Origin of the sequence: Streptomyces sp. NPDC059850 (assembly GCF_042731515.1) — a bacterium.
GTDB lineage: Bacteria > Actinomycetota > Actinomycetes > Streptomycetales > Streptomycetaceae > Streptomyces.
In genome coordinates, this window is record NZ_JBHWJI010000062.1 from 35,519 (window position 1) to 56,490 (window position 20,972).

Below are 20,972 nucleotides of genomic sequence, written 5' to 3' on the forward strand. Positions count from 1 at the left end.
GCCGGTCCTGCCTGTGATGGGAAACCCAAGAGGAAATGAGGAATGCTTGATGTCCACGACCCGGCAATGGATCCCTGACGGAATGGACCGAGAGGTGGCGAGCGCTGCTCGAGCGTATGACTGTCTGCTGGGCGGTACGCATCACTTCGCGGCCGACCGGAAACTGGCTGAGCAGGTGCTCTCGGTTCTGCCGGCCAATATTATGGCGCGCCAGAACCGGGATTACCTGCAGCGTGTGGTCCGTTTCCTCATCGACTGCGGCGTCCGGCAATTCATCGACCTCGGCTCGGGCCTGCCGGTTATGGGAAACGTGCACGAGGTGGCTCAGCAACTCGATCCGGAGTGCCGCGTGATCTACGTGGATAACGAGCCGGCCACGGTTGCGCACAGTGGGCTCATATTGAGCGGCGCTGCGGGAACGGCCATGGTTGAGGCAGACGTGCGTGACATGAATGCCGTGCTGGGCGCCGATGCCACTCGTCGATTGATCGACTTTTCCCAGCCTGTAGGTCTCCTCATGCTCGGAGTAACGCAATTCCTGTCCGATGAGGACGATCCGTGGGCCATCATCTCGGGTTACCGTGACGCACTTCCCTCCGGCAGTCATCTTGCTCTGTCCTGCTTCACCTGGGACAACGACCCGGAGACAATGCAGAACACAATTGACATGTTCCGGGAGGCTGGTCGCTCGCCAATCGTTCCCCGCACAAGTGCGGAGGTCATGCGATTGATCGGTGATTTCGAACTTCTTGAACCCGGCTTGGTGTTCACGCCTCAATGGCGGCCGGACTCCACCTCTGGCGACAGCGATGAGCGCTCGAACCTTTACGCGGGTGTCGCGCGCAAAGCGTGACAGCGTCAACCTGCAGACCCGGCTGAGTATCCCCAACGGGCCGTCACGGAAGATCGATGCCGATGACTCGCCCTTTATCGATTCTGCATTCACTCAAGGAAGGCGCCTGTGTGGTGTCCCAGTTGACGACGTCCAGACTTCCCTCGCTCACCGGCATGCGTTTTATCGCCGCGGCCATGGTGTTCGCGGTGCACGGAGCGGCCGCTGGTGCTTTCCGCGATACTCATGTGGCGGCTGATTACTACCGCTACTTCGGTAATGCAGGTGCGGTCGGCGTTTCCTTCTTCTTCATCCTCAGTGGGTTCGTGCTGACTTGGTCGGTGCGGCCCGCGGACACTGTTTGGAATTTCTGGCGACGACGGATTGTCAAGATCTTCCCCAGCCACGTGGTGACGTTCGTCGCCGCCGTCGTCCTGCTGTCGTTGACCAGTACGGCTATTGCCTTTCCCCAGACGCTCGGCAACCTCTTCCTGCTGCATGCGTGGTTGCCGGATAACTCCTATATCGAAACTGCCAACACCGTGAGCTGGTCGTTGTCGGTGGAACTCCTTTTCTATCTTTCATTTCCGCTGCTCATCAAGGTGATCAATAAAATCGAGTCCAACAGGTTGTGGTACATGGCCGGAGGGGTGGTGCTGCTCATTCTGGTGATTCCGGTGGTCGCCCACGCCCTTCTTCCGGACACGCCGAAATTCTCGTTCACGGAGCTGTCTTGGACGCAGATCTGGTTCGTGTACGTCTTTCCAGTCGTGCGCTTGCTGGAGTTCTTGCTGGGTATGCTCATGAGTCGAATTGTCCTTACTGGCCGGTGGATTCGGCTGGGTATCGTGCCCCCGGCTCTGCTCGGGGTCATGGTGTACGTGGCCTCGATCCACATCGAGCACGACCCTCTCTACAACTACGTGGCGCTGACCGTAATCCCCCTCGCGCTACTGATCTCAGCTGCTGCTGCGGCTGATGTCCGGGGGCAGTGGACTTGGCTCAGCATGCGCCCCATGGTGTGGCTCGGCGAGATATCCTTCGCCTTCTATCTCGTCCACTCTTTGGTCCTGAAGTTCGGGCATAGGGCCTTTGGGGCGCAGCCCAACATGTTCGGCCAGCCCTCCGGGCCGGCGTGGAGCACCCCAGGAGGCATCGCGTTTCTGGTGGGCTGCTTCGGCGTCTCCATTGTGCTCGCCTGGGCCCTGTACACCCTGGTCGAGCAGCCTGCCATGCGTCGCTGGGCCCGGCCACGGGACAGCTCGCCACGCAGCCTGCGGTCCGGCGTTGCTACGGATGCAGCCTGATCCGAATCCCTCCCCCTTCCCGCACTCACCACATTCCTATCTTCCAGAAGGCGAAATTGGGAATGGAAAGGACCGACATGACTGAAAAGCCCCTCCGTCTCGCCGTGATAGTCGGCAGCGTCCGTGATACTCGTTTCGCCCCCACGGTTACCGAATGGTTCACGAGTGTGGCGGTCCAGCGCACCGACCTGATCGTGGATGTCATCGACTTGGCAGACGTGCCGCTGACCATGGAGGGCCCCACCCGCGAGCCCTCGCCGGAAATGATCGCCGTGCTGGAGACGACTCGGCCCCGCCTCGCGCTGGCGGACGCTTTCGTGGTGGTGACGCCCGAGTACAACCACAGTTTTCCTGCCTCCTTGAAGAACGCCATCGACTGGCACCTGACGGAGTGGCAGGCCAAGCCGGTTGGTTTCGTCTGCTACGGCGGCTTCTCCGGCGGCCTGCGTGCCGTCGAGCAGCTCCGTCAGATCTTCGCGGAACTGCACGCTGTCACCATCCGCGACACCGTGAGTTTCCACGGCGGCGCCGCCGCCTTCGACGACGGCCGACCCAAGGACGCCGAGGGTGCCGAGGCGGCTGCCAAGACCCTCCTCGACCAGCTCGCCTGGTGGGCTCTCGCCCTCAGCGAGGCGCGGGCCAAGCGCCCGTACGGTCTCTGACTTATCCGCCCGACGGTGCCGCACCGGCACTGCCTGCCCGAACTGGCCCCCGAGCGTCTGTTGAAGAAGGGCGTACCAAGCGTGAAGTACAACCTGTTGGGAAAAACCGGGCTGCGTGTGTCCGATCTGTGCCTCGGCGCCGGCACCTTCGGGGTGAGCGACTGGGGTGCCTCCCAGGAGGTCGCGACCCGGCTCGTCGACCAGTACGCCGAAGAGGGCGGCAACTTCATCGACACCGCCAATGTCTACGGCGGCGGTCGGTCGGAGGCCTGCGTCGGGAAGGTGCTGTCGGGCCGACGCGACAAGTTCGTCCTGGCAACGAAGTACAACGCCATGACCCGGCCGGGAGATGTGAACTCCGCGGGGAACCATCGCAAGAACCTCGTCGACTCGCTGGAGACCAGCCTGCGCCGACTGCAGACCGACCGCATCGACCTGCTGTGGCTGCACGCCCGCGATGCGTTCACTCCCGTCGAGGAGGTCATGCGCGCCCTCGACGACCAGGTGCGCGCGGGGAAAATTCTCTATGTCGGCGCCTCCAACTGGCCGGCCTGGGAGGTAGCCCGGGCCAATATGCTCGCCGAGCTGCGCGGCTGGTCGGCCTTCGCCGGCATGCAGGTCCGCTACAACCTGCTGGAGCGCACCGTGGAGCGGGATCTGCTGCCCATGGCCAGGACGTGCGATGTCAGCGTGTTCGCCTGGGGCCCGCTGGCCGAGGGACGGCTGACCGGCAAGTACCTGCGCGGCGAGAGCGGCCGGCTGACCGTGGAGAACTGGGCGGGTGAGGCCGAACGCGACACTGAGATCGTCCGTGAGGTCGTCAGGATCGCCGAAGAAGGCGGATGGACGCCTGCCCAGGTGGCTCTCGCATGGCTCCGGGGTCGCCCTCATCCGGTGTTGCCCATCCTCGGTGCCACCAAGCCGGCACAGCTGCGGGACACCCTGGCCAGCTCGCGCGTGTGGCTCGATGAGGATCAAACCAAGCGCTTGGACGATCTCAGCGAGGTGTCACTGGGCTTCCCCCACGAACTGATGCGGAAGCCGAAGTTCACCAATGGGACCTATGGGGACCTGTGGCAGGACCTGGAGCACCGCCGGGCGGCGGCTCGAACCGTCAGAGACATCCTGTGAAGTGGCTGACCTGGACCTGTCGCGGATCAAGAACCTGACCGGGCGCCGGTTCCACGAGGGTCAGTAGTGCGTTGTGGCGAACAGAACCCCTGCTCGATGAGCAGGGGTCTTCTTTGTTTCGGGGCACCGTGCCGGCCGGCCCGGTGCCCGGGGCATCCTCGGACCAGCAGGACGCCGGTCAGGTGATCAGTAGCCGATCATGTCACTTCGGCTTGCCTTTGGCGTACAGCCAGGTGTCGAAGAGATCGCTCAGGTCCTTGCCGGACAGGCGCTCGGACAGGGCGATGAACTGACGGGTGTCGGCGTTGCCGTGGCGGTGGGTCTTCAGCCAGGTGCGGAGGATGCGGAAGAAGGCGCGGTCGCCGACCGCGCGGCGGAGTTGGTGGAGGGCCATCGCGCCTCGGCCGTAGACGGGTGGGTCGGAGATGTGGGCGGAGGAGGGCGGGGTGGCGGGTGGGAAGGCCCAGATGCCCTTGCTCTCCTCGTCCGTGCCGTCGTAGAAGGCGTCGAAGGTCTGCTGCGCGGTGCGGCCGTGGTGCTGTTCGGTCCAGAGCCACTCGGCGTACGTGGCGAAGCCCTCGTTGAGCCACATGTCCGTCCAGGCGCGCGGGGTGACCGAGTCGCCGAACCACTGGTGGGCGAGTTCGTGGACGATGAGGCGTTCATCGGGCGCGGCGGCGAAGTAGGGCTTGGTCTGGGTTTCCAGGGCGTAGCCGAGGTCGGGGAGGTGGCCGACGATGGCGCCGGTGGAGGCGAAGGGGTAGGGGCCGAAGGTGCGGCGTTCCCAGGCGGTGATCTTGGTGATCTGGGCGGGGACCTTGCGGGAGGCCTTGGCCTCGGTGGGGTCGATGGCGACGTACTGGGGGAGGCCGTTCGCGGTGGTGGTGTGGATGTCGAAGCGGCCGATGGCGACGGTGGCCAGGTAGGTGGCCATGGGGTCGCGGGTGCGCCAGTGGTGGGTGGTGCGGCCGCGGTGGGTGGTGCGACGGATGAGTTCGCCGTTGGAGACGGCCGTGTAGCCCCGGGGGACGGTGACGGCGATGTCGTACGCGGCCTTGTCGGAGGGGTGGTTGTTGCTGGGGAACCAGGTCATGGAGCCGGTCGGTTCTCCGAGTGCGACGGCGCCGTCGGCGGTGCGGAGCCAGCCTTCGCGGGAGCCGTCCGGGTCGGTGAGGGCCTTCGGCTCGCCGTCGTAGGCGACGGTCGTCGTGAAGGTGCGGCCCTTGGGGAGATCAGTCGCGGGGGTGAGGGTCAGCTCGGAGCCGTCGCGGGTGGCGCGGGCGGGGCGGCCGTTCACGGTGGTCTCGCGGACGCGCAGTCCGGCGAGGTCGAGGTGGAACGAGCTGAGGGCGCGGGTGGCGCGGGCGGTGATCCGGGCGGTGCCGCGCAGCCGGTGGGTGGTGGGCGCGTAGTCGAGGGTGAGGCGGTAGTGGGTGACGTCGTAGCCGCCGTTGCCGAGGTTCGGGAAGAGGGCGTCGCCGACCCCGGCCGCACCGGGGCGGGCCGGGGAGTCGGCCCCGCCGCAGGATGTGGTCAGGAGGAGGGCGAGGAGCAGGGCCCCGGGGAGGCGGTGTGTGGCGGGGCGCTGGGGCACGGGTCTCCTCGGGAAGGTGCGCGGGCTGATGATCGCCATGAAAGCGGGTGAACCGGATCGCTGTCGATATAAACGTCCCCGAACTGCAGTTCACCACTTCTAGTGAAGCTTTGGCCGTCAGTTGCTATCAGCAACCGTCGGTTGTCAAGCTGTTGCTGACTGTCAACCACTGGGAGTGCACGTGGCCTTTGGTGACCAGCCCGCATACCTCCGTGTCGCCGACGACCTCCGGAAGAAGATCGTCGCGGGCGATCTGCCACCGCATGCCCGCCTCCCCTCCCAGGCGCGGATCCGCGAGGAGTACGGGGTCTCCGACACCGTCGCCCTCGAAGCCCGCAAGGTGCTGATGGCCGAGGGCCTGGTCGAGGGCCGCTCCGGGTCGGGTACGTACGTGCGTCCGCAGCTCGTCCCGCGCCGTCTGATGCGCACCGGCTATCACGCCCGGAAGGATTCCAGCCCGTTCCGGCAGGAGCAGGGGGACGAGCGGGTCAGCGGCACCTGGGAGTCGGGGAGCGAGCAGGAGGAGGCGAGTCCGGAGATCGCCGAGCGGCTGCGGGTCGAGCCGGGCGAGCGCGTCATGCGCACCCGGTATCTCTTCCGGGCGGCGGGCGAGCCGACGATGCTCTCCACGTCCTGGGAGCCGCTCGCCGTCACCGGCCGCACCCCCGTGATGCTGCCCGAGGAGGGGCCGCTGGCCGGGCGCGGGGTGGTCGAGCGGATGGCGGCCGTCGACGTGGTGGTGGACAACGTGGCGGAGGAGGTCGGGGCGCGGCCGGGCCTCGCCGAGGAGGTGCTGGCGCTCGGCGGGGTGCCGGGCCATGTGGTGCTGGTGATCTCCCGTACGTACTTCGCGGGCGGCCGACCCGTCGAGACGGCGGACGTGGTGGCGCTGGCCGAGCGCTATCGGGTCGCGTACCACCTGCCCGTGAAGTGACCTGCCGGTGAAGTGACGTCGGTCCGGGGCGGGTTTGACCGCGCGTTAACGTCCGCCCCTGCGCCGTAACGGACCGGCAACGCCGCGCCGCGGCCCGCCGACATCTGCCCGGCCTAGCTTCCTCAGGCGTACCCGCTCCCGCGCCGAACGACAGGGGAAGCCGCCATGACGGACACGGTCACACCCAAGCAGACGCAGGCCAGCGCGCCGCGGCGCAGCTACGCCCGGCTCGCCGCCGACGAGAGCCGCGAGGACTACTCGCTGCGCTACGCGCCGCACAGCTACCGCCGTTGGTCGCCGACCATGGTCGCGTCCACGGCGCTCGGTGGCATCGCGTATCTCGCCGACTTCGCGATCGGCGCGTCCATCGTCTTCACCTACGGCTTCACCAGCGGGCTCGCCTCGATCCTCACCGCGGCGACGATCATCTTCCTGACCGGTATCCCGATCGCACGTGCCTGTGCGACGTACGGACTGGACATGGATCTGATCACCCGCGGCGCCGGGTTCGGCTACTTCGGATCGACTCTGACCTCGCTCATCTACGCCAGCTTCACCTTCATCTTCTTCGCGCTGGAGGGCTCGATCATGGCGCAGGCCATGCATCAGGCGCTCCACATCCCGCTCCCCATCGGCTATCTGATCACTACTCTGATCGTGATCCCGATCGTCTTCCGGGGGATGGGCGCGCTCGCCAAGGTGCAGGCGTGGACGCAGCCGCTGTGGCTGATCGGGCTGGTGCTGCCGTTCGTGGTGCTCGCCTTCGAACGGCCGGACGCCTGGGCCTCGTTCGCCTCCTTCGGCGGTACGGAGGGGGCGGGCTCCGGCTTCGACTGGATCGGGTACGGGCTCGGCACCGGGGTGGCGCTCTCGCTGATCGCCCAGATCGGCGAGCAGGCCGACTATCTGCGCTTCATGCCCGCCAAGACCGAGCAGAACCGGCGGCGCTGGAACCTCGCGGTGCTGGCCGCCGGGCCCGGCTGGGTGGTGATCGGCGCGGCCAAGCAGCTCGGCGGCGCGTTCCTGGCCTTCGTGGCGCTCGGCGCGGTCGGCACGACCCACGCCCTGGAGCCCATCGCCCCGCAGATCGAGGCGTTGAAGCCCTGGCTCGGCTCGGTCGCGCTCCCGGCCGCCGCGCTGTTCGTCGTGGTCTCCCAGATCAAGATCAATGTGACCAACGCCTACAGCGGCTCGCTCTCCTGGTCCAACTTCTTCTCCCGGGTGACCCATCGCCACCCCGGCCGGGTCTGGTACATCTTCCTCAACCTCGCCATCGCGCTGGCGCTGATGGAGATGAACATGTTCGCGGTGCTCAACAAGCTGCTGGGCTTCTACTCCAACGTCGGCATCGCCTGGATCGCGGCGGTCACCGCCGATCTGGTGATCAACAAGCCGCTGGGGCTGAGCCCGAGGTACATCGAGTTCAAGCGCGCGTATCTGTACCCGGTGAACCCGGCGGGGTTCGGCGCGATGGTGATCGCCTCGACCGTCTCGATCATCGCCTTCTTCGGGGCGTTCGGGCAGGTGCCCGAGGCGTTCTCCACCTTCATCGCGTGCGGTCTGGCGCTGGTGCTGAGCCCGCTGCTGGCCTGGCTCACCCGGGGGCGCTACTACCTGGCCCGGCCGAACCCGGTGAATGGCCCGGGGGTGGACGTGCCGGACATCACGGCCGCCCACACCTGCGCGGTGTGCGAGACGGCGTACGAGCTGCCGGACATCGTCGACTGCCCGGTGCGGGCCGGGGCGGTCTGCTCGCTGTGCTGCTCGCTGGACGCGGAGTGCGGCGACGCCTGCCGCAAAGGCCCCCGGGGCGCGCCGGTGCTACTGCCGGTCCCGACGGTGCGCGCGAGCGATGGGTAAAGGACCGGTAATTAAAAACCCATGCCCCGCAATCACGGCCCGCGAGTTGTCAAATTGGACGCGTTCGGCGAAATCCGAGCGGAATGGCGGTGCTGGCGTCCGCACCGTCTGGCCAGCGCCTTCGCGCGGAGCCGATAAATGTGTTGCATAGATCACACGTATCCGCCGACAGCTCAGCTCGGCCTCAAACCCGTAAAGCGCCCCCCTATTTCGCTTGTACGATGGCGCGCGTTTGCATCAGGTCTGGGGGGCGAAAGGAGCGTGAGGGGCGTTGAGCACGGAGCAGGGTTCCCACTCGCATTACAAACGGTCACTCGGCACGGTGGCCCTCACCGCGGTGGGTCTCGGTTCGATCATCGGCTCCGGCTGGCTGTTCGGCGCCGCGCGGGCCGCGGCGCTGGCGGGCCCGGCCGCCATCTTCGCCTGGGTGATCGGCGCGGCGGTCGCCCTGACCATCGCCCTGACGTACTCCGAACTCGGTTCGATGTTCCCCAAGGCCGGCGGCATGGTGCGGTACGGCCAGTACTCGCACGGCTCGCTGGCCGGATATCTGGCCGCCTGGGCCAACTGGATCGCGATCGTCTCCGTCATCCCCGGTGAGGCGACGGCGTCCGTCCAGTACATGAGTTCCTGGGACTTCGGCTGGGCCAAGGAGCTGTACGACGGGAAAGAGCTGACCGGCAGCGGTGTCGCGCTCGCGTCCGTGCTGCTCGTCTTCTACTTCTTCCTCAACTGGTTCGCGATCACTCTGTTCGCGAAGACCAACACCGCGATCACCGTCTTCAAGCTCGTCGTCCCGGCCCTGACCGCGGGCGCCCTGCTGATGGCGCACTTCGACACCGGCAACGTCACCGGCAACGGCGGCTTCACGCCGAACGGCTGGAACTCGGTGTTCACCGCCGTCGCCGTCTCCGGCATCGTCTGGGCGTACAACGGCTTCCAGTCGCCGCTCAACATGGCGGGCGAGGCCCGCAACCCGGGCAAGTCGCTGCCCAAGGCCGTCATCAGCTCCATCCTCATCGCGCTGGTGATCTACGTAGCCCTGCAGGTCGCGTTCCTGACGGCCGTCCCGGCGGCCGACCTCGCGGAGGGCGGCTGGGCCAAGCTCTCGTACGACTCCCCGCTCGCCGACCTCTCCCTCGCCTGGGGCCTGAACTGGCTGGCGCTGCTGCTGTACGCGGACGCCTTCGTCTCCCCGTCCGGCACCGGCATGATCTACGCGGCCACCACCTCCCGCATGGTCCAGGGCGTCCAGGAGAACGGCCACCTGCCCGGCGTCTTCGGCAAGGTCGACCCGAAGACCGGCATTCCGCGCCCGGCGCTGGTGCTCAACCTGGTGATCGCGTTCGCGTTCCTCGCGGTCTTCCGCGGCTGGGGCTCGCTGGCCGAGATCGTCTCCGTGGCCACCGTCATCTCGTACATCACCGGGCCGGTCGCCGTGATGTCGCTGCGGCGGCTCTCCCCGGACCTGCCGCGCCCGGTGAAGCTGCGCGCGATGCCGGTCATCGCGCCGATCGCGATGGTCTTCGGCTCGCTCGTCCTCTACTGGGCCCGCTGGCCGCTCACCGGCAAGGTCATCTTCATCATGGCGATCGGCCTGCCGATCTGGGCCTGGTACGAGCTGCGCAAGCCGTGGGCCGAGCTGAAGCCGCATCTGCTGTCCGGCGCCTGGATGGTGACGTACCTGCTGGTCATGGCCGCGTTCTCGTGGGCCGGTGGCAAGGAGTTCGGCGGCCGTGGCTATGTGCCCGAGGGCTGGGACATCCTGCTCGTCGCCCTGATCGCCCTCGGCTTCTACTTCTGGGGTGTGCGCAGCGCGTGGCGCAATCCGACCCTGCTGCAGGCCGAGCGCGAGCTGGCCGAGACCACGGCCGAGGACCTGACCGGCGAGGCGGACCGGGAGACGGTCTCCACGCGCTCCTGAGCGCGTGGCCGGATGCGTGCCGCGTTGTGAGAACACGTATCCGCTGCGTGAAGGTAGGGCGTAGGCTCGGGCATATGCGGAACGGGATTTCCTTAACGGTGTCGCCCAGACGCGTGCCCGGGCGCGCCACAACGGAGGGGGCGGAGCGATGAGTGACGGCAACACTGTGCTGCCATGGCTCGTCATCCGCCAGGACGGCAACGGCAATCGCTATCGCGTCGGCCGCTACGCCACGCGTACGGAGGCCCAGGAGGTCGCCGACCGGCTCGACGGACAGGGGCAGGAGCAGCTCTACGTCGTCGAGCGGACCGCCGCGACCGGCCAGGCGGGCTGACGCCGCCCGTACCTCCCCCACACCTCGCACAAGGCCTCGCTACCGGCGGGCCGGAGTCTCCCGTTCGTCCGGGCGGGAGAATCCGGCCCGCCGGGCTCTGCGCGCCAGGGCTCTGCATACCAGCGCTCTGTGCCAAGCGCCTACAGTGCGGGCATGACGGTGCGCGTGGTGGTGGGCGGAGCGGTGTTCGACCAGGGGCGGCTGCTGGCCGCGCGGCGCAGCGCGCCGCCCGAGCTGGCCGGGCGCTGGGAGCTGCCCGGCGGCAAGGCCGAGCCCGGTGAGACCCCGCCGCAGGCCCTGGTGCGGGAGCTGCGCGAGGAGCTGGGCGTCGAGGTCGAGCCGCTGGAGCCGCTGCCCGGCGAATGGCCGCTGAAGCCCGGTTACGTCCTGCGGGTGTGGACCGCCGCGCTGCGCTCCGGCGAGCCGCGTCCGCTGGAGGACCACGACGAGCTGCGCTGGCTCACCCCCGACCGGGTGGACGAGGTCGACTGGCTCGATGAGGACCGGCCCGCGGTGGCGGAGGCGGTCCGGCGGCTGCGCGCCGCGGAACACCTCCATCCGCGCGCCCACTGAACCCGTTTGACCTCTTTCGGCCCTGCCGGGGCGGCCTGGGGCGGTAATCGGGGCAGGGATTCGGGTATGTGCTGATTAACCCATCTGAATCCCTACATTCCGGCGGAGCCGCGCGGCGGCTGGGAAGTGATCGGCGTGAGTGAGAGCGCAGGGACGGCCGCCGGGCCCACACCCGGTTTCGCCGAGTGGGTCTTCCCCGCCGAGCCGGGCGCCGTGCGCGACGCCCGCTGGCTGGTCCGGCAGGTGCTGGACGAGTGGGGGTTGTCGGCGCTGGGCGATGTGACGGCCCTGCTGGTGAGCGAACTGGTCACCAACGCCCTGCGGTACGCGAGCGGCCCGATCGGGCTGCGCGTGTACGCCCGTCGCGAAACCGGTGTGCCGCGTTCCGTGCTGCGGGTCGAGGTGTCGGACCCGCTGGCCGATCCGCCGCACGCGCGCAGGGCGTCTCCGGAGGACGAGAGCGGCCGGGGGCTGGAGTTGATCGCCCGGGCCGCGCTGCGCTGGGGCACCCGGCTGGACCGCGCCGGAAAAACGGTGTGGTTCGAGCTGCCTCTCCCCGGTTAGGAGTGAGGGGGAGCGCTGATCTTGAGCGCTTCATTCAAAGCGGGGACGGAAACGGATTGCGGGCTGAGATAGTGCTGTGATCGTGAAGACCGTACTCCGGATGGCCGCGGTGCTGGATACTCGGCTATCTGTAGCCGGTCGGAGCACCTGAGCCGGAGGGGACGGGCGCATGAGCGAGAAGCCAGCGGGGGCGGATATCCCCGAGGGGACGGTTGGTTCGCAGGTGTCGCCGGTGTCGCAAATGTCATCGATGTCCGATGTGTGGCAGAGCAGTCCGCCCGGGTCGATCTATGACTACATCCGTGTCGCCTCCTTCTCGCTGGGCTCCGACGGGCGTATCGCACAGTGGAGCGAACGCGCCACCGAGCTGCTGGGGCTGACGGCGGACCAGGCCCTCGGCAAGGATCCGGTGGACGCCTTCGTACCGGCTGAGCTGCGGGAGACCGGCCGCCGCAAGGTCGCCGACATCCTGGACGGCCGGGAGTGGACCGGTCTGGTCCCCTACCGCAATCCCCAGGCGGCCGGCGGAGTCGGCATCGCCGAGGTGTATGTGATGCCGGGCCAGGACGAGGACGGGGAGCGCACCGCGCTCTGTATCGCCGTCGATGTGGGCGCCCTGCGCGGGCTGGAAACCGACCTTGCCGCCTCACAGGCCGTTTTCGGTCAATCTCCGCTTGGTTTCTTTCTCTTCGGCACAGATTTGCGCATGCTCCGGGTCAACGACCGCTTTGCGAAGGTTTTCGGCCGCCCGGTCGAGGAGTACCGCGGCGCCACCGCGCACGATCTGCTGCCCCGGGGCGAGGCCGACCGGCTCGCCGCCGCCCTGCGCCAAGTCCTGGACAGCGGACAGCCCTTGACGGACATGCCGCTCATGGGCCCCGTCCCCGGCAGCCACGACCGCCGCCGCTGGTCGGTGTCGCTGTACCGGCTGCACAGCGGATCGGGCCGCCCCATCGGCATCGCCGGGCTCGCCACCGATGTCACCGGCCGCCGCCGCGCCGAGCAGGAGGCCGCGGGCGTACGCCGCAACCTGGCCCTGCTGAACGAGGCCGGGGCCCGAATAGGCACCTCGCTGGACCTGGAGACCACCGCCCGCGAACTGCTGGACGTGGCCGTCCCGCAGTTCTGCGACCTGGCCTCCGTCGACCTCTACCAGGGGCTGCTGTCCGGCGACGAGACCCCGCCCGGGCTCGCCGACGGCAGCGCCGAACTGCGCCGCGTCGCCTTCGCCAGCGCCGTCTCGGACGGCCCGGTCGCCTTCGGTGACGTCTACCGCACCGACGACAGCGGCCAGGGCGAGCTGCCCAAGCCCATCGACGTCGGCGAGGTGCACCGCTACCCGTTCCACTCGCTGTGCGCCCACGCCCTGCGCACCGCCCAGGTCCGGGTCGTCACCGGGCGCGACAGCGGCGAGGGGATGGAACTCGGCGCCATGCTGCAGTCCACCCTCCTGGTGCCGATGGTCGCCCGCGACACCGTCGTCGGGCTCGCCCAGTTCTCCCGTACGAAGGGCAGCGAACCCTTCGGCGAGCGGGACCGGGCGCTCGCCGTCGAACTGGCCGCCCGCGCCGCCGTCTCCATCGACAACGCCCGGCTCTACCGCAGAGAACACGAGCGCGCGCTGATACTGCAGCGCAGTCTGCTCCCGCCCGGCGACCCGGAGGCCGCCGGGCTCGACATCGCCTGCCGCTATCTGCCGGGCAACGCGGCCACCGAGGTGGGCGGCGACTGGTTCGACGTCATCGAACTGCCCGGACACCGCACCGCGCTGGTGGTCGGCGATGTGATGGGGCGCGGCCTGCGGGCCGCCGTCGCGATGGGCGAGCTGCGCACCGCCGTCCGCACGCTGGCGCTGCTGGACCTGGAGCCCGCCGAGGTGCTGTCCGCGCTGGACGAGATCGCCCGCGGGCTCGGCGCGCCCGGCGGCTCGCCCAGCAGCGCGCGGGCCGCCGGGCGGTCCGCCGACGGCTCCTCCGACCTGTCCGAGGTCTACCTCGCCACCTGCGTCTACGCCGTCTACGACCCGGTCACCCGGCGCTGCACCTTCGCCAACGCGGGCCATCTGCCGCCCGCCCTGGTCGAACCGGGGGACGGCGCGCTGCTGATGGAGGTGCCGCCGGGGATGCCGCTCGGGGTCGGCGGCGAGCCGTTCGAGGAGATCGAGGTGGAGCTGCCGGACGGTGCGCTGCTCGCCCTCTACACCGACGGCCTGGTCGAATCCCGCGACCAGGCGCTGGACGAGGGGCTCCAGGAGCTGCGTACCGCACTCTCCACCCACGAGGGCGCGGACAGCCCGGACAGCTCGCTGGAGGACATCTGCGACCACGTCCTCAGCAGCCTCGACACCCACCACGGCGAGGACGACATCGCCCTGCTCATGGCCCGGGTGCAGGGCCTGCCGAGCGGTTCGGTCGGCGACTGGAAGCTGCCGAGCGACCCGCAGTCGGTCGGCAAGGCCCGGGAACTCGCCCGTGAGCAGCTGGAGTCCTGGGGGATGGACGGTCTGGTCGACACCACCGAGCTGCTGGTCAGCGAGCTGGTGACCAACGCGCTGCGGTACGGCGAGGGCGAGATACGGCTGCGGCTGCTGCTGGACCGGACGCTGGTGTGCGAGGTCTGGGACGGCAACCTGGTCCAGCCCCGGCGGCGGCGCGCCCGCGACACCGACGAGGGCGGCCGCGGACTGCAGCTGGTCGGTCTGCTCAGCGCGGGCTGGGGCAGCCGCCGCACCCCGCACGGCAAGACGGTCTGGTTCGAACTGGCCCTCCCGGACGGCGAGTCCTCGGGCCCGGACTCGGTGGAAGCGCTGCTCAGCCTGTGGTGACCGGGTGGGCCCGCGTGAGAGCGGGCCCACGATCGGACCGTTACTGCTCCCGGCGGCGGATCTTGTTGCCCAGCCAGACCAGCGGGTCGTACTTGCGGTCCACGGCCCGCTCCTTGAGCGGGATCAGGGCATTGTCGGTGATCTTGATCCCCTCGGGGCAGACCTCCGTGCAGCACTTGGTGATGTTGCAGTAGCCGAGCCCGTGTTCCTCCTGGGCCGCCCGCTTGCGGTCGATCCCGGTCTCGCCCGCCGCGTCCAGCGGATGCATGTCCAGCTCCGAGACCCGCATCAGGAAGCGCGGACCCGCGAACGCCTCCTTGTTCTGCTCGAAGTCGCGCAGCACATGGCAGGTGTCCTGGCACAGGAAGCACTCGATGCACTTACGGAACTCCTGCGAGCGCGCCACATCCTCCTGCCGCATCCGGTACTCGCCCGGCGCCAGCCCCTCCGGCGGGACGAAGGACGGCACCTCGCGGGCCTTGGCGTAGTTGTACGAGACGTCCGTGACCAGGTCGCGGACGACCGGGAAGGCCCGCAGCGGGGTCAGGGTGATCGTCTCGTCGCGGCTGAAAACCGACATCCGTGTCATGCACAGCAGCCTCGGCCGTCCGTTGATCTCGGCGCTGCACGATCCGCACTTGCCCGCCTTGCAGTTCCAGCGGACCGCGAGGTCCGGTGCCTGGGTCGCCTGGAGGCGGTGGACGATGTCCAAAACGACTTCGCCCTCATTGACCTCGACGCGGAAGTCCCGCAGACCGCCGCCGTCCACATCACCCCGCCATACCCGGAAGTGGGCCTCGTACGCGCTCACTGGGTCAGCTCCTCGTCCGTCAGGTACTTCACCAGCTCGTCCTTTTCGAACAGGTTCAGCAGATCGGGCCGGATGGGCGGCGTCTCGCGCTTCTCCAGCCGGACCTGTCCGCGCCCGGGGTCGGGCGGCGCGGCGAGACCGGCCGACGGGTCGGTCAGGCGGCACACCAGGTTGACCCGGCGCCATTCGCGGTCCATCCCGGGACAGTCGTCGCGGGTGTGCCCGCCACGGCTCTCGGTGCGCTCCAGGGCGGCGCGCGCCACGCATTCGCTGACCAGCAGCATGTTGCGCAGGTCGATGGCCAGGTGCCAGCCGGGGTTGAACTGCCGGTGGCCCTCGACTCCGGCCCGCCGCGCCCGGACCCGCAGCGCCGCCAGCCGGTGCAGCGCGTCCTCCATCTCACCGGCCCGCCGGATGATGCCCACCAGGTCGTTCATGGTCTGCTGCAGCTCCTGGTGGAGCGTGTACGGATTCTCGGCGGGGCTGGCCGGACCGCCCGGCGCCGCTCCCTCGGCCGGTACGTCGCCGTCCTCGGCGCTGAACGGCCGCAGCGCCTCGGCCGCCGCCAGGTCCAGCTGGGCGTCGTCCGGCACCGGGCGGGCGCCCGACGCGGCGGTCTCCCGCGCGTACCGGGCCGCGTACAGCCCGGCGCGGCGGCCGAAGACCAGCAGGTCGGAGAGGGAGTTGCCGCCGAGCCGGTTGGAGCCGTGCATCCCGCCCGCGACCTCGCCCGCGGCGAAGAGGCCGGGGACGCCGGTCGCGGCGGCGGTGTCCGGGTCGACGTCCACCCCGCCCATCACGTAGTGGCAGGTCGGGCCGACCTCCATGGGCTCGGCCGTGATGTCGACGTCGGCCAGCTCCTTGAACTGGTGGTGCATCGACGGCAGCCGCCGCTTGATCACCTCGGCGGGCATCCGGGTGGAGACATCGAGGAAGACGCCGCCGTGCGGGGAGCCCCGGCCCGCCTTGACCTCGGAGTTGATGGCGCGGGCCACCTCGTCGCGGGGGAGCAGCTCGGGCGGGCGGCGGTTGTGGTCCGGGTCCTCGTACCAGCGGTCGCCCTCGTCCTCGGACTGGGCGTACTTCTCCTTGAAGACGTCCGGGATGTAGTCGAACATGAACCGCTTGCCCTCGCTGTTGCGCAGCACCCCGCCGTCGCCGCGCACCGACTCGGTGACGAGGATCCCCTTGACCGAGGGCGGCCAGACCATGCCGGTCGGGTGGAACTGCACGAACTCCATGTTGATCAGCGGGGCCCCGGCGAGCAGGGCCAGCGCGTGGCCGTCGCCGGTGTACTCCCAGGAGTTGGAGGTCACCTTGAAGGACTTGCCGATGCCGCCGGTGGCCAGCACCACGGCCGGGGCCTCGATGGCGAAGAAGCGGCCGGACTCGCGTTCGTAGCCGAAGACCCCGGCGACCCGCTCGCCCGCCGCGTCCTTGACGACGCGGGTGACCGTGCACTCCTGGAAGACCTTGAGCCGCGCCTCGTAGTCGCCGGTCTCGGCGTGGTCCTCCTGCTGGAGGGAGACGATCTTCTGCTGGAGGGTACGGATCAGCTCAAGACCGGTGCGGTCGCCGACGTGGGCGAGGCGCGGGTACTCATGGCCGCCGAAGTTCCGCTGGGAGATCTTGCCGTCCGGGGTGCGGTCGAAGAGCGCGCCCCAGGTCTCCAGCTCCCAGACCCGGTCCGGGGCCTCCTGGGCGTGCAGCTCGGCCATCCGCCAGTGGTTGAGGAACTTTCCGCCGCGCATGGTGTCGCGGAAGTGCACCTGCCAGTTGTCGCCCGCGTTGACATTGCCCATGCTGGCGGCGATGCCGCCCTCGGCCATCACCGTATGGGCCTTGCCGAACAGCGACTTGCAGATGACGGCGCACCGCATGCCCTGTTCACGTGCCTCGATCGCGGCCCGCAGTCCGGCGCCCCCCGCGCCGATCACGACCACGTCCCAGGCCTGACGTTCGACTTGCGTCATCGTTGAAGGCACCTCTCCTAGAAGAACCGGGGGTCGTCGAAGGCGCCGCTCGCCAGCAGGAACACATAGAAGTCGGCGACGGCGACACTGATCAGCGACGCCCAGGCCAGCTGCATATGGCGTGCGTTGAGCGAGCTGACCCAGCCCCAGAGCCGGTAGCGCACCGGATGCCGGGAGAAGTGCTTGAGCCGCCCGCCGACGATGTGCCGACAGGAGTGGCAGGAGAGGGTGTACGCCCAGATCAGCGCGATGTTGGCGAGCAGTACCAGGGTGCCGAGGCCCATATGGCCCCACCGGCCGTGCTCGTCCCGGAAACCGAGCACGGTGTCATAGGTGAGGATTCCCGCGACGATCACCGCGAAGTAGAAGAAGTAGCGGTGGATGTTCTGCAGAACGAGCGGGAAGCGGGTCTCGCCGGTGTAGTTGGCACGCGGTTCGGCGACCGCGCAGGCCGGTGGCGAGGCCCAGAAGCCCCGGTAATACGCCTTGCGGTAGTAGTAGCAGGTCAGCCGGAAGCCGAGCGGGAAGATCAGGATCAGCAGGGCGGGGGACAGGCCCCACCAGCCGCCGAAGATCTCCCAGTTCGCGCCGCCCTTCATGGGCACGCAGTTCTGCGCGATGCACGGCGAGTAGAACGGGGAGACGTACGGCTCGGCGTAGTAGTTGTCCCCGGCGAAGGCCCGCCAGGTCGAGTAGACGATGAACGCGAACAGCCCGGCGGCGGTGACCGCGGGCTGCAGCCACCAGCGGTCGGTCCGCAGATGGCGGGCGGGGATGGCGGCGCGCGACGGGCTGCGCACGCCGCTCGTGGCCGCTTCCCGCTCGGAGGGCGTGGCGGCTTGGGGGTCGGTGCCAGTGGCCAAGGAAGACTCCGCGGTGGAGTGGTGTGGGGGACGGTCGGCGCGGACCCGTTCGGCCGGGTGCGTCGCGCCGGGCGACCCCGGTTAAGGAGCGTGGCGGTCGCGCGCGCCGAGACCCTCGTCGTCGACGTCCGACCACAGCGCGCTGTTGTACGGCGCGTCGGGGACCGGAACCATCTCGGGGCGCGGCCGCTCCGTGGCGGGGGCCGTATCGCACAGCAGGGCGAGACTCTCGCGCAGATGGTCCGCGTCGGTGCGGACCCGTCGTATCTCCAGTCCGCCGGTGCCGACCCGGCCTTCCAGCCGGGTGACGGAACGGACCAGATCGTCGAGACAGCGTTGGACGGCCGTCAAGTCGTCATTCAAGGACATGACTTGCCCTCACTTCCGCGGTTGCGGTTGGCGGCGCTCATGCGACAGCGAGTGTTACGCGTCACAGTCCTGGTTGGGAAGGGATCTGCCGCGATTGGCGGAGTCACCGGCGTGATCACGCCGCCGTGCGCCGGGGTGCGCGCCGGTCACATTGATCCGGTCGGGTGATCCTGTCCCCTCCATGGCCGTCCCGAGGTGCTGTCCCATGATCCGTCGCTTTGAGTAAGGAGTATATGCGACAGGCGTCAAAATGTGCGAAATGCGCTTAATATCGGCACACCCCGGAGGTCCTGAGCCATGTCCATCGACAAGCGACGCTGCGCCATGCTGCTCGCCGCGGGAGTGCTGCTGCCGCTTCCCATCCTCACCGGGTGCAGTTCCAACGACGACGACGGCCCGCCGTCGCGCTCGGCCCGGGACATCGCCCCGGCCTCCCGCGCGCAGACCGCCCCCGGCGGCACGCTGCGCTGGGCGCTCGACGCCCGGCCCGCGACGTTCAACGCCTTCCAGAGCTCCGCCGACACCGGCACCGAGCGGATCGCCGGAGCGGTGCTGCCCGCCCTCCACACCCTCGACGCCCGCGGCCGCCCGCAGCTCAACGGCGACTACCTGGAGTCCGCCGAGGTCGTCTCGCGCGAGCCCAAGCAGGTCGTGGTCTACAAGCTCAACCCCAAGGCGGTGTGGAGCGACGGCCGCGCGCTCGGCGCCGAGGACTTCGCCGCCCAGTGGAAGGCGCTGCGCGGCACCGAGAACGCCTACTGGACCGCGCGCAACGCCGGATACGACCGCATCGCCAGGATCCAGCCGGGCGACAAGGACCACGAGGTCAAGGTCACCTTCGCCAAGCCGTACACCGACTGGCGGTCGCTGTTCACGCCGCTGTACCCGAAGAGCGTGATGAGCAACCCGGCCGTCTTCAACGCCGGGGCCCGCAAGGGGCTCGCCGTCAGCTCCGGTCCGTTCACGGTCCGCGAGGTGAAGGACGACTCCGTCACCCTCGTACGGAACCCCCGCTGGTGGGGCGACCGGGCCCGGCTGAACCGGCTGGTCTTCGAGGCCGTCCCGGCCGGGAAGCGGGCCGGGGCGCTGATCGACGGGACCGTCGACATGGCCGAGGTCGACCGGTCGACGGCGCGCCGTATCCAGGCCGCCGCGCCCGCCGGGAAGCGGGCCGCCGGGGCGAAGTCGCACCCCTCGGGCAAGGCGGGCGCGCCGCAGCTGGAGACCCACGCCCAGGAGGCCGCGGACGCCACGCGCGACCGGGCGGAGGCCGAGATCGCCCCGGGCTCCGAGCGCTCCGAGGCCGTGGCCCTGCGCCGGTACAGCCTGCGCACGGCGCTGGACCCCGCGTACACCCAGCTCGCCATCAACGGCGCCAAGGGCCCGCTCGCCGATGAGCGGGTGCGCCGCGCGGTGGCCCGCGCGATCGACCGCGAGGCGCTGGCCAAGCTGGTGCTGAAGCCCTTCGGGCTGCCCGCCGAGCCGCTCGGCAACCATCTGCTGATGGCCGAGCAGAAGGGGTACAAGGACCACAGCGGCGCCCTCGGCGGCCGGGACGCCCAGGCCGCGCAGTCCCTGCTCGCCGACGCGGGCTGGCACCCCGGCGGCTCGGCCGCCCGCCAGAAGTCGGTCGACGGCAAGACGGACGACAAGACGGGGGACACGGCAGGCGACACGCGGCAGCAGCCGACCCCCGCCGCCGACAGGCCTTCCGGCGCCGCCCCCGCCGCGGGCGACGCGGGCCGCTCCGGGCGCTCCCGCCCGGCCGCCGTGCAGAAGAAGGGGCGGCCGCTGGTGCTGCGCTTCGTCCTCCCGTCCGACTCCGGCGGCGCCTCGCTGCGGGCCGTCGGGACACGCATCGGCCGGATGCTGGACGAGATCGGCGTCCGTACCGAGATCACCCGGGTGAAGAGCGAGGACTTCTTCAAGAACCACATCGCCACCGGCAAGTACGACCTGGCCCTCTACTCCTGGCCCGCCTCCGCCTACCCGGCGACCGACAGCCGTCCGATCTACGCCAAGCCGCAGCCGGCCGCGGACGGCTCGCTGGTGGTCGAGCAGAACTACACCCGGGTCGGTACGGACCAGATCGACCAGCTCTTCGACCAGGCCCTCTCCGAGCTGGACGGCGGCGCCTCGCGCGCCCTGGTCGGCCGCGCCGACGCCCGGATCTGGGCGGCCGCCGGATCGATTCCGCTCTACCAGCCGCCGCAGCTGGTCGCGGTCCGCAAGACGGTGGGCAACGCCGGAGCGTTCGGCTTCGCCACCCCCCGCTACCAGGACATCGGCTTCCGGAAGTAGCCACGGAGGCTGCGGGACGGGGGGGGGGGGGGGGGGGGGCTCCGGGCCCCCCCCCGCCCCGTACCATTGGGGGGGGTGTTATAAAAAAAAACGAGCCCACGCCAAATGGGTGGCTG

General features: G+C 69.3%; 17 protein-coding genes. 12 read left to right on the forward strand and 5 right to left on the reverse strand.

Going from position 1 to position 20,972, the window contains the following annotated elements:
* The first annotated feature begins 49 nt into the window (after window positions 1–49).
* The 4 genes from ACFV9T_RS35545 to ACFV9T_RS35560 all read left to right on the forward strand — a co-directional run bounded on the left by ACFV9T_RS35545 (window position 50) and on the right by ACFV9T_RS35560 (window position 3,932).
* Window positions 50–853: an SAM-dependent methyltransferase gene (locus ACFV9T_RS35545; protein WP_385446647.1), complete on the forward strand. Its 804-nt coding sequence runs from the start codon at window positions 50–52 to the stop codon at window positions 851–853.
* A gap of 56 nt (window positions 854–909) precedes the next feature.
* The gene (locus tag ACFV9T_RS35550; protein ID WP_385446648.1) at window positions 910–2,139 is read left to right on the forward strand and encodes an acyltransferase family protein; all 1,230 of its coding nucleotides are present in this window, start codon (window positions 910–912) and stop codon (window positions 2,137–2,139) included.
* Between the two features lie 77 nt (window positions 2,140–2,216).
* Entirely contained in the window at window positions 2,217–2,801 is a 585-nt protein-coding gene (locus ACFV9T_RS35555; RefSeq protein ID WP_385446649.1) for an NADPH-dependent FMN reductase, read from the forward strand.
* 81 nt (window positions 2,802–2,882) lie between these two features.
* Window positions 2,883–3,932, forward strand: a complete 1,050-nt coding sequence (locus ACFV9T_RS35560) for an aldo/keto reductase (protein WP_385446663.1) — start codon at window positions 2,883–2,885, stop codon at window positions 3,930–3,932.
* A gap of 202 nt (window positions 3,933–4,134) precedes the next feature.
* Here ACFV9T_RS35560 and ACFV9T_RS35565 read toward each other — a convergent pair whose 3' ends face one another.
* Window positions 4,135–5,565: a M1 family metallopeptidase gene (locus ACFV9T_RS35565; protein WP_385446650.1), complete on the reverse strand. Its 1,431-nt coding sequence runs from the start codon at window positions 5,563–5,565 to the stop codon at window positions 4,135–4,137.
* 142 nt (window positions 5,566–5,707) lie between these two features.
* On the opposite strand from ACFV9T_RS35565, the gene ACFV9T_RS35570 reads away from it, so the two are divergent.
* From ACFV9T_RS35570 to ACFV9T_RS35600, 7 genes are all read left to right on the forward strand, one after another.
* A complete protein-coding gene (locus tag ACFV9T_RS35570) occupies window positions 5,708–6,460 on the forward strand; it encodes a GntR family transcriptional regulator (protein ID WP_385446651.1) in 753 nt (250 codons plus the stop codon).
* Window positions 6,461–6,625: 165 nt separating this feature from the next.
* Window positions 6,626–8,320, forward strand: coding sequence for a purine-cytosine permease family protein (locus ACFV9T_RS35575; protein ID WP_385446652.1), 1,695 nt, complete (start codon window positions 6,626–6,628; stop codon window positions 8,318–8,320).
* A 271-nt stretch (window positions 8,321–8,591) separates the two neighbouring features.
* Window positions 8,592–10,244, forward strand: a complete 1,653-nt coding sequence (locus tag ACFV9T_RS35580; protein ID WP_385446653.1) for an APC family permease — start codon at window positions 8,592–8,594, stop codon at window positions 10,242–10,244.
* Between the two features lie 148 nt (window positions 10,245–10,392).
* Window positions 10,393–10,578: an SPOR domain-containing protein gene (locus tag ACFV9T_RS35585; RefSeq protein ID WP_385446654.1), complete on the forward strand. Its 186-nt coding sequence runs from the start codon at window positions 10,393–10,395 to the stop codon at window positions 10,576–10,578.
* 153 nt (window positions 10,579–10,731) lie between these two features.
* Window positions 10,732–11,151 (forward strand): (deoxy)nucleoside triphosphate pyrophosphohydrolase, encoded by a 420-nt coding sequence (locus ACFV9T_RS35590; protein WP_385446655.1) that lies wholly within the window; start codon window positions 10,732–10,734, stop codon window positions 11,149–11,151.
* A 126-nt stretch (window positions 11,152–11,277) separates the two neighbouring features.
* On the forward strand, window positions 11,278–11,715 hold the full coding sequence (locus ACFV9T_RS35595; RefSeq protein ID WP_385446656.1) for an ATP-binding protein: 438 nt from the start codon (window positions 11,278–11,280) through the stop codon (window positions 11,713–11,715).
* A 169-nt stretch (window positions 11,716–11,884) separates the two neighbouring features.
* On the forward strand, window positions 11,885–14,539 hold the full coding sequence (locus ACFV9T_RS35600) for a SpoIIE family protein phosphatase (RefSeq protein WP_385446657.1): 2,655 nt from the start codon (window positions 11,885–11,887) through the stop codon (window positions 14,537–14,539).
* A 40-nt stretch (window positions 14,540–14,579) separates the two neighbouring features.
* Here the strand turns inward: ACFV9T_RS35600 and ACFV9T_RS35605 are convergent, their stop codons facing one another.
* From ACFV9T_RS35605 to ACFV9T_RS35620, 4 genes are all read right to left on the reverse strand, one after another.
* Window positions 14,580–15,350, reverse strand: coding sequence for a succinate dehydrogenase/fumarate reductase iron-sulfur subunit (locus ACFV9T_RS35605; protein WP_385446658.1), 771 nt, complete (start codon window positions 15,348–15,350; stop codon window positions 14,580–14,582).
* Window positions 15,347–17,323, reverse strand: coding sequence for a fumarate reductase/succinate dehydrogenase flavoprotein subunit (locus ACFV9T_RS35610; RefSeq protein ID WP_385446659.1), 1,977 nt, complete (start codon window positions 17,321–17,323; stop codon window positions 15,347–15,349). Before ACFV9T_RS35610 ends, ACFV9T_RS35605 begins: the two co-directional genes overlap by 4 nt.
* Window positions 17,324–17,340: 17 nt before the next feature.
* Entirely contained in the window at window positions 17,341–18,186 is an 846-nt protein-coding gene (locus ACFV9T_RS35615; protein ID WP_385446660.1) for a hypothetical protein, read from the reverse strand.
* 81 nt (window positions 18,187–18,267) lie between these two features.
* Complete coding sequence (locus tag ACFV9T_RS35620) at window positions 18,268–18,555, reverse strand: hypothetical protein (protein ID WP_385446661.1); 288 nt, start codon at window positions 18,553–18,555, stop codon at window positions 18,268–18,270.
* A 297-nt stretch (window positions 18,556–18,852) separates the two neighbouring features.
* Between ACFV9T_RS35620 and ACFV9T_RS35625 the strand changes: the two genes are divergently transcribed.
* Complete coding sequence (locus ACFV9T_RS35625; RefSeq protein ID WP_385446662.1) at window positions 18,853–20,856, forward strand: ABC transporter family substrate-binding protein; 2,004 nt, start codon at window positions 18,853–18,855, stop codon at window positions 20,854–20,856.
* The last annotated feature ends 116 nt before the right edge of the window (window positions 20,857–20,972 follow it).

Coding starts and splice junctions, on each gene's coding strand:
- ACFV9T_RS35610 (WP_385446659.1), bottom strand. CDS start 17,323: ATGACGCAAGTCGAACGTCAGGCCTGGGACGTGGTCGTGATCGGCGCG.
- ACFV9T_RS35555 (WP_385446649.1), top strand. CDS start 2,217: ATGACTGAAAAGCCCCTCCGTCTCGCCGTGATAGTCGGCAGCGTCCGT.
- ACFV9T_RS35600 (WP_385446657.1), top strand. CDS start 11,885: ATGAGCGAGAAGCCAGCGGGGGCGGATATCCCCGAGGGGACGGTTGGT.
- ACFV9T_RS35550 (WP_385446648.1), top strand. CDS start 910: ATGCCGATGACTCGCCCTTTATCGATTCTGCATTCACTCAAGGAAGGC.
- ACFV9T_RS35545 (WP_385446647.1), top strand. CDS start 50: ATGTCCACGACCCGGCAATGGATCCCTGACGGAATGGACCGAGAGGTG.
- ACFV9T_RS35620 (WP_385446661.1), bottom strand. CDS start 18,555: ATGTCCTTGAATGACGACTTGACGGCCGTCCAACGCTGTCTCGACGAT.
- ACFV9T_RS35575 (WP_385446652.1), top strand. CDS start 6,626: ATGACGGACACGGTCACACCCAAGCAGACGCAGGCCAGCGCGCCGCGG.
- ACFV9T_RS35585 (WP_385446654.1), top strand. CDS start 10,393: ATGAGTGACGGCAACACTGTGCTGCCATGGCTCGTCATCCGCCAGGAC.
- ACFV9T_RS35625 (WP_385446662.1), top strand. CDS start 18,853: ATGTCCATCGACAAGCGACGCTGCGCCATGCTGCTCGCCGCGGGAGTG.
- ACFV9T_RS35590 (WP_385446655.1), top strand. CDS start 10,732: ATGACGGTGCGCGTGGTGGTGGGCGGAGCGGTGTTCGACCAGGGGCGG.
- ACFV9T_RS35565 (WP_385446650.1), bottom strand. CDS start 5,565: ATGGCGATCATCAGCCCGCGCACCTTCCCGAGGAGACCCGTGCCCCAG.